Annotated in this window: 10 protein-coding genes and 1 pseudogene; 5 read left to right on the forward strand and 6 right to left on the reverse strand. The window is 69.0% G+C overall.

All coding sequences use genetic code 11. The features are described 5' to 3' along the window. On the forward strand, positions 1–616 hold a 616-nt coding region (locus ACLL9L_RS18140; RefSeq protein WP_411286054.1), incomplete at its 5' end, for a phosphotransferase. A 1,658-nt stretch (positions 617–2,274) separates the two neighbouring features. On the opposite strand, the gene ACLL9L_RS18145 is transcribed toward ACLL9L_RS18140, so the two are convergent. From ACLL9L_RS18145 to ACLL9L_RS18160, 4 genes are all read right to left on the reverse strand, one after another. Further along, entirely contained in the window at positions 2,275–3,129 is an 855-nt protein-coding gene (locus ACLL9L_RS18145) for a patatin-like phospholipase family protein (protein ID WP_411286055.1), read from the reverse strand. 3 nt (positions 3,130–3,132) lie between these two features. After that, positions 3,133–3,603: a hypothetical protein gene (locus ACLL9L_RS18150; protein WP_411286056.1), complete on the reverse strand. Its 471-nt coding sequence runs from the start codon at positions 3,601–3,603 to the stop codon at positions 3,133–3,135. A gap of 35 nt (positions 3,604–3,638) precedes the next feature. Continuing rightward, positions 3,639–4,055, reverse strand: coding sequence for a hypothetical protein (locus tag ACLL9L_RS18155; protein ID WP_411286057.1), 417 nt, complete (start codon positions 4,053–4,055; stop codon positions 3,639–3,641). A 284-nt stretch (positions 4,056–4,339) separates the two neighbouring features. Further along, positions 4,340–4,492, reverse strand: a complete 153-nt coding sequence (locus ACLL9L_RS18160) for a hypothetical protein (protein ID WP_411286058.1) — start codon at positions 4,490–4,492, stop codon at positions 4,340–4,342. Positions 4,493–4,579: 87 nt separating this feature from the next. Between ACLL9L_RS18160 and ACLL9L_RS18165 the strand changes: the two genes are divergently transcribed. From ACLL9L_RS18165 to ACLL9L_RS18180, 4 genes are read left to right on the forward strand one after another with little or no spacing between them, the layout of a single operon-like run. After that, positions 4,580–4,822: a hypothetical protein gene (locus tag ACLL9L_RS18165; protein ID WP_411286059.1), complete on the forward strand. Its 243-nt coding sequence runs from the start codon at positions 4,580–4,582 to the stop codon at positions 4,820–4,822. After that, complete coding sequence (locus tag ACLL9L_RS18170; RefSeq protein WP_411286060.1) at positions 4,819–5,487, forward strand: sigma-70 family RNA polymerase sigma factor; 669 nt, start codon at positions 4,819–4,821, stop codon at positions 5,485–5,487. The genes ACLL9L_RS18165 and ACLL9L_RS18170 overlap by 4 nt, the downstream gene beginning before the upstream one ends. Then, positions 5,484–5,756: a hypothetical protein gene (locus ACLL9L_RS18175; protein WP_411286061.1), complete on the forward strand. Its 273-nt coding sequence runs from the start codon at positions 5,484–5,486 to the stop codon at positions 5,754–5,756. The genes ACLL9L_RS18170 and ACLL9L_RS18175 overlap by 4 nt, the downstream gene beginning before the upstream one ends. 10 nt (positions 5,757–5,766) lie before the next feature. Beyond that, complete coding sequence (locus ACLL9L_RS18180; RefSeq protein WP_411286062.1) at positions 5,767–5,955, forward strand: hypothetical protein; 189 nt, start codon at positions 5,767–5,769, stop codon at positions 5,953–5,955. 258 nt (positions 5,956–6,213) lie between these two features. On the opposite strand, the gene ACLL9L_RS18185 is transcribed toward ACLL9L_RS18180, so the two are convergent. Together ACLL9L_RS18185 and ACLL9L_RS18190 are read right to left on the reverse strand one after the other, a co-directional pair. Beyond that, on the reverse strand, positions 6,214–7,185 hold the full coding sequence (locus tag ACLL9L_RS18185) for an NAD-dependent epimerase/dehydratase family protein (RefSeq protein ID WP_411286063.1): 972 nt from the start codon (positions 7,183–7,185) through the stop codon (positions 6,214–6,216). After that, a pseudogene (locus tag ACLL9L_RS18190) lies at positions 7,182–7,546 on the reverse strand (hydrolase); the annotation flags it as partial. The gene ACLL9L_RS18185 and the pseudogene ACLL9L_RS18190, both read right to left, overlap by 4 nt.

A 7,546-nucleotide genomic window follows, 5' to 3' on the forward strand; every position in this document is an offset into this window, starting at 1 on the left:
TGGCCGCGGGTACCCGTTGCCCTGGGTCGTGTATCGCTGGTTGCAGGGCAACGACGTGTGGGCGGCCGGTGTTGCCGACTCTGCGGACTTCGCCCACGATCTGGCGTCCTTCGTGGAAGCGCTCCGCTCGATGGACGCCGAAGGGCGAAGTTTCCAGGGCTCTGGCCGTGGCGGCCTGCTGACCAGCCAGGACGACTCCGTCGCCACCTGGCTCGGCCGCAGTCACGGCCTGATCGACGTGGACGCCCTGACGCGGTTGTGGGCACGACTCCGGCAGACACCCCGCGCAGAGGCACCCGACGTCTGGACCCATGGGGACCTGATGCCGGGGAACCTGCTGGCGAAAAATGGCCGGCTCTGCGCCGTGATCGACGTCGGGGGGCTGTCGCCAGCCGACCCGGCACTCGACGTGATGCCGGCGTGGAACCTCATGGGTCCAGGTGCCCGTCAGGCCTTTCGCGTGGCTCTGGATGTCGACGAGCACGAGTGGGAGCGCGGGAAGGGGTGGGCGTTCGCGCAGGCGATCGGGTGCCTGCCCTACTACCGCGACACGAACCCCGTGATGTCAGACATCGCGCGGCGCACCCTTCTGGCGCTGCTGACCGACGCAGACTAGCTCACCCGGATATGATCCGGCCGGGCGTGGGGCTGGGAAACAACCACGGCCCCTCGGCACCAGGTCGGCAGCCTCCGCCCACCCACAACCGACGATGAGGATGGCGCAGATGCCGGTTCAGCACCTCGAGTCGACGCGTCAACCAATCCACCAGATCCGCTGCAGCACAACGGCAGCCGTTCGATCACAGAGACAACGTCAGGAGATTCGCGACCTCAACCGTCAGAATGCGTGTCCACCTTTGCGTGGGGTCTGTTGATCACGGGTGGGCAGGCCCCGACTTTGTCTCTTGAGTTGGAGACGTGAGCACGTACCTTCGCCTGACCCCCGCTCTGCGGGACGTTCTCTCCTGTCTCCTCGACGCCTCCGAGGAGATCTGGGGTTTGCGCGTCTCACCGACATCGGGCCCGACCCACCGGGACCGTCTGCCCGCGTGCTGGAGCGACTCGAACGCGCGCAGTTCGTCTCCTCTCGGTGGGAGATGGACCAGGACAGACCTGGACCTCGGCGCCGGCTGTATGCGTTGACCCACGACGGGTGCTCCGTCTCACGCCGAAGCACGAACGCGCCCGGTACACCGAGGAATGGGAACGCAACGTGTCGAAGGCAGACGACGCCAGCACCGACTCGCCAGGGGTCGTGTGTGGCGCGCTGAGGGTCGCGCTCCGACGCCCGGACCGTCGGGCCGGTCATGCGCGGGCCGGCGGCGGGGGCCCCGGCACGACGGCGGGGGCACCGGCACGGCGGCGCTTCTCTGGCTCGGCCTTCCCGTCGTGGTGGCACTCGCCTTCGCCGGTCGGTCGTCGGGGCTCACGCATTGGCGGCTGGTCAGCTCGGCAGTCGTTGGGATCGGCGCGTCGGCCTACGTCTGATGGGTTCTCGGCGTTCAGCTCGACGCGGCCGATGCATCCACCCCTCCCGCGGCGGCTGCCAGCCACGGCGGGGCCGGGCTCGTCGTCCTGGGCCTGAGCATCGTGCTGGTCGTTGTCTCGGCCGTCGTCGGGTACGCACGAAGGCCCAACTGAGCGGTGCGACCGTGGGCACTCGAAGGACGTTGGCGGCCGCGGTCACCCGATCCGGAGCGCTCCGCCGGGTAGCGCGCATCAGTTCCACCATCAGCACCGACCAGAGGCCCGGGAGACCCAGCCGCTCGCGGAACCATTGGGACGGGGCGTCACCGTGCGCCTCCGGCCGGACGAGCTTCATCGCCCCGGACGTGTCGAGATAGATCACTCGCCGCTCACCAACGGCCTTTGGCGTACCGGTCCTCCAGGATCGCAACCAATCCGGCGGAGTCCGAAGCCGATACCTCGGACTCCGAGCACAACGGAAGCGCATCTCGTGCCGGGCGCAGTTCCCCTGACTCGATCAGCGCACTGAGAGGGTCAGGCACCGCCGGCCGATGATGGCCACCGGGAGTTGCGGGTGATCTCCACCCTTTCGCCCGTATCGACCCGCGCCGACACGTCGGCGGTGTGCTGGTTCAGTTCGCGAACGGGGGCCTGCCGCATGTGGCCAGTGTGCTGCACGTGCGTCAGACAAGCGCTTGGTGTGAAGGTAGCGAATCGGCCTAGTGGTGGCATGGTCTGCATGGACGTCGAGGGCCAACTCTCGAACGGATGCCAACCATGCAGCGCCCTTGGGGCGTCGCGACACGCCTAGTTGTGATCGTGCATCGACAGGAATCGTTGTGGTAGAGGCAGATCCGGGCCGCCGGCATCCAGCCATGACCCGGTGGCCACCTTGGCCATGGTGATCAGCTCGTCAGCGTGGCTGAAGTCCGCGGCGGACACCTTCAGGGGGCAGAGCGGCGGCAACACCTTGAGCTTGGCCGGCCCGGCATACCGAGCCACCTCGCCGATCAGCTGTTGCTGGCTCAGCAACGTCAGCGCCTGTAGGGCCACCCCCACAGCGGTGGTCGGCGGAGAGGGGAGTGCGCAAGGAAATCCGGTCGGCAGGAGGTAGACCTCGTCGGCTCCGCAGTCGATGGCGTGGCGGATGGCTGCGTGCTCAGCGATGCCACCGTCGATGAGCACCCGACCCTCCCGGCATACGGGCGGGAAGACACCCGGGATGGCGGCGCTGGCCACCACAGCCCTTGCCGCATCACCGCTGGAGATCAACACCTCCTTCCCGCTGCACAGGTCAGTGGCCACCAGGTGCAGGTCGACGCGCGCGTCGAGCAGGTCCCGGTAGCCCAGGTTGGACTCGACCAGGCGCCGCAGCGGCTCGGCGGTGAACAGCGATGGACGGATGCCAGCCGCCGCGAGGACACCACGCAGCGGTCGCAGGGCAAAGACGTCCTGGCGGCGCAGGGAACGCCAGAGCCCGGCGAGGTCGGCCAGTGCCGTGGCACTCATCCCGTGTCCGCCGACGAAGGCAGCGTTGATGGCCCCCGCTGACGTCCCGACCAGCAGGTCTGGCTCGACACCGCGTTCACCCAGGGCCTGCAGCATGCCGACCTGCACGGCGCCCAGACTGCCGCCGCCGGACAGGACGAACGCGGTGGTCATCGGTCAGCGCTTCCGGGCGAACCACAGCAGTGGTCGCTGGTCATACGTGGTGGCGAGCCGGCTGAGGGCGATGGCCGCCAGGAAGAGCCCGAAGTCCCTCAACGCGACGTCGTAGAACCCCGGGATGAGAAGAAGATTGACGATGATGCCGAAGAGCCAGGCGGTGACGACCGGTCCGCCGAGGCGGGGGTGGATGGCAACGACCACGCCGGCGATGATCTCGGTGACTCCGACGGCATACATCAGCTGGTGCGGGGTGAAGGGGAACGGGGCAGAGAGCACCGGGGCCAGATAGCGGTCCCAGTTGACCATCAGGTGAAAGAACTTGTCCAGGCCGAAGAGGATGGGCGCGACGGTGAACGCGGCCCGCAGGACCATGAATGCCTGTTCCGCTGGGTCCGCAGAGCGGATGCGGGCGACGAGGCCCTCCTCAGCTCTGGTCGCGGCAGCGGAGGTGGACTGGATGCTGGTCATGTCGATGGTGCCTTTCTCTTGTCGTGTCGGGAAATTCAGCGGAACCGGGACGGGAACTGGGCGATGATGCCAGCACTGAGCTGATCGGCCATCATGAGGATGTGGGCGTGGATGGCCTCGTAGTCGGTGACGCTGTTTGCGTACTGACCGTGCAGTTCGTGGGCGGCCTCAGCCAGTGTCTGGTCGAGGTGCTCCTTCATGTCGGCGCGAATGACGGCGACAGGCCAGGAGCGCGGGTTGGCGGCGGCCAGGAAGTCGGCGATGTCGTTGCCGTTGGCGTACCACCGGGTGTTGGCGGCGTTGAAGGCCGTGGTGTCGCCGGCCTTGGCGGCCTGCAGGATCTCGACGGCGATCGTGATGTGGCCGTGCAGCAGGAAGGTCAGTCGGTTGCCCGCTGCCGGGCCGTAGAACGGCTTGATCGAGTCGCCGATGTCGGCTTGGTTCTGGAGCAACCTGCCTGCAGTTGGGTCAAAGCCGGGTGACCCGACCGCGAACGCCACGATCGCCAACCTCGTCCACGTGATGTGATCCTCCCAGAGCTTGCGCATCTGGTCGTGGAGAGCGTTCTGAGCGGCGGTTCGTGGCGCCACGGTCGTGGGGTGCCCGTGCCTCCCTGCTGGCGTCGTGTCAGCTTGCGCGGGTGCGATCCGAGAGAGGAGCACGACACCCAGGAGAGCGCTCAGGATGAGCACCACCAACGGAATCGACTGCCGTCGGTGAACTCTGGTGTGGTTCATTACGGTTCCTTTCGGGCGACCAGCAGGGTTGCTGCGGCCGCGGCAACCACCTCCGCGGCGGAGGTGACGCGGCCGAGGACGACGGCGTCGGTGCGGGCGACATTGACCCAGCCGGGGGCCGGGCGGAGACTTCGTGTGGTCGAGAGGGTCATGACATGTTTGCGTCAACGCGGCGAGAGGTCTTACCGGATCTGAGCGAGGTCGGTAAGACCCGACCTACCTCACGACGCAAACCAGGTATGACGATCAATCACCTCGCGCCGAGCGGACACTGCTGTGCTGACGGGCCACCGGTCGACGTCATCACCTGGCGTCTGTGCAGACTGCTGGAGTCCGGATTCGCCCAGGACCTGGCTCGGCGGCTTGCGTCCACGCACGCCGTTGACATCCACGCCCTGCTCCAGCTGGTCGACCGCGGCTGCCCACCCGAGCTCGCTGCCAGGATCCTGTCGCCCATCCCGGCGCCGGGCGGCTCACCATGAGCATGGTCAGCGCGGACGACCGCGTGCCTCCAGAGCTCGATCTGACCGATGCCGAGCCGGAGAACTGGGTCGAGGCCCTCAGCACCCCCGGCCCGCGCCAGGAGCACGCCATGCAGCGGCTGCACAAGATGATGCTCAGGGCCTCGCGCCATCAGGTCCGACGGATGCGCTCGGCCGTTGCCGGGTTTGACAACGAACGCCTCGAGGAGATCGCCAACCAAGCGGCCGATGAGGCGATGATGGCCGTGCTGGCCAAGCTGTCCACCTTCGAGGGGCGCAGCCGATTCACCACCTGGGCCTACAAGTTCGCCATCCTCCAGTCCGCCACGGAGGTGCGCCGATACGCCTGGCAGCACCGCGAGGTCGAGCTCAAGGACCTCGCACTCGTCGAAGAACGCGGCCCGTCGCCGAGCAGCTATGCCGAAGCCGCGGACCTGGCCACGGCGGTCGCCTGCGCGATCGACGTGGCCCTGACACCACACCAGCGACGGATCACCGTCGCGCTGCTCATCGACGATGTCCCGATCGACGTGCTCGCCCAGCGGCTGGGCACGAACCGCAACGCCCTCTACAAGACCGTGCACGACGCACGGACCCGCTTGCGCACTCACCTGATCGCCTCTGGCCATCTGGCCACCCCACACCCGCAGGCAGGCACATCATGAGCCAAGCCCACCCGCCACTCAGCGCACAGGCCACGCGACGCCTGACCCGTGACACGGAGCCGTACCTGTCCTGCGACGACTGTTTCGACCAGGTCGACGGCTACGTCGAAGCCCTGCTGGCCGACCCCGACCACGATCTGCCGGCGATGCGCACGCACCTGGCAGGCTGCACCGCCTGCGCCGAGGAAGCGCGGTCCCTCATTATGCTGGTTGCCGAGCAGGACGGCCTCGATCCGGCATCCGCAGGGAGGCGGCTCGGGGCCGAGTGATCGTCTGTGGATGGGTGGCCCGTCGGCGGCGAGCATCGTATGCCGAGTCGCCACCACGCTGTCGGTCCTGCTCCTGTCGGTCTCGGCCACCCAACTGCTGCAGTTCTCCCGCTCCGCGGAAGCCCTGAAGGAGGCCAGGTCGGGGTCGACACTGGCCACCATGGGAGCTGGGATGCTGGTGCTCGGTGGCCACGGCTAGGTTCTCGACCGGCGGGCCGTTCGGGGCGGCGCCGGGGCTCGCGCCGTCGTCGCGTTCGCTGTCCTGCCAGTGCTGTGGCCATCCTAAGTCCTGTTCGTCCTGTTCGTCCTGTGGTGCGACGCGCGTTGAACGCAGCCGCGCCGGCTCGGCACCAGCCTGCACGGTGCCGAGCTCGGTCCCCTTTCGCACCGCCGCCGAGCGCCACGACCGACCTGCAGGGCCTGCTGATGACGCCCGCGGTTCCTGGGCCGTCGGAGGCTACGTCGGGGACGCGTACCAGGCGCTCAACAGGGCGAATCCGTCGTCGAGACCGACGTGCGGCGCCCAGTCCAGGGCCTCGTGCGTGTGTCGCTGGTCGAACCAGTGCGCCGTCGCGAGCTGTTCAACGAGGAAGCGGGTCAGCGGCGGAGTGTCGCGTCGACCGGTGAGTGCCCAGACGCACTCGGCGGCCCCGCCGGCCAGCCACGCTGCCGGGAAAGGCACCCGACCCCGCGGCCCGGGAACGGCAGCCGCCCGGCACAGCCGGGCCAGCACCTCCTGGACCGGGCGCGGTTCACCGTTGGAGACGATCAGCGACTCTCCGTGCACGGCGCCACAGGCGGCGACCGCCGCGGCCAGGGCGGCGACGGCGTTGTCGACGTAGGTCGTGTCGATGAGGGCTGCACCGGAGCCGATGAGCAGCAGGCGTCCGGCCCGCGCGCGCGCCACGATCCGGCCGACCAGCTGGGTGTCGCCCGGGCCCCACACCAGGTGCGGGCGCACGACGAGCACGGCCAGCCCAGGTGAGTCCGCCGCCAGTGCGTCCAGCTCCGCGATGGCCTTGGACCGGGCGTAGTGACCACGCGCCCGCGCCGGGTCCGCCGGCTCGGCGCCGGCGCCGACCAGCGCTCGTCCGCCGTGCGCGACGGACGGTGTCGAGACGTGGACGAGCCGGGGGACGCGAGCGGCCCGGCAGGCGTCGATGACGTTGCGGGTCCCGTCGATGTTGACGCGCACGTAGTCAGCCCAGCGGCCTGTCACGTCGACCTTGGCGGCCAGGTGGACGACGGCGTCCTGACCGGTCGTGGCCCGCCGCACGACGGCCGGGTCGGCGATGTCACCGAGCACCTCACGGCAGGGTAGACCCGCGGGCCGGCGTTGGAGGACGCTCACCTCGTGCCCCTTCGCGAGCAGCACCTCTGCCGCGGCTCGGCCCAGCATGCTGGTGGCGCCGGTGAGCAGCACCTTCACGGGATGCGGGGCCGGAGAATGCGCCGTCGACCGGAGCCCGCGAGGACCCTGGTCGCCCATCGCGCGAGCTCCTGCCGGTCGATCTTCGAGGCATGACGGATGTCCAGCGGCATCCTCCCCCGGACCAGTACTGCCGCGACCTCGACTCCGGCGACAGCGCGCACCGCGTCGACCAGATCCTGCTCGGCCAGCACGTCGATGCGGGGTGCCCGAGCGGGGAGGAAGGACCAGCGCGCTCGCTCCCGGACGACGGGCGCGACGACCACGACGACCACGACGACCTGGGTCCCGGGCGGACCGACTCCCACGACGGCAGCGGCACGCACCGCGTCGAGGGTCTCGACGCGCTGCTCGATGCCGA

This window comes from Lapillicoccus sp. (assembly GCF_046595215.1).
GTDB lineage: Bacteria > Actinomycetota > Actinomycetes > Actinomycetales > Dermatophilaceae > Lapillicoccus.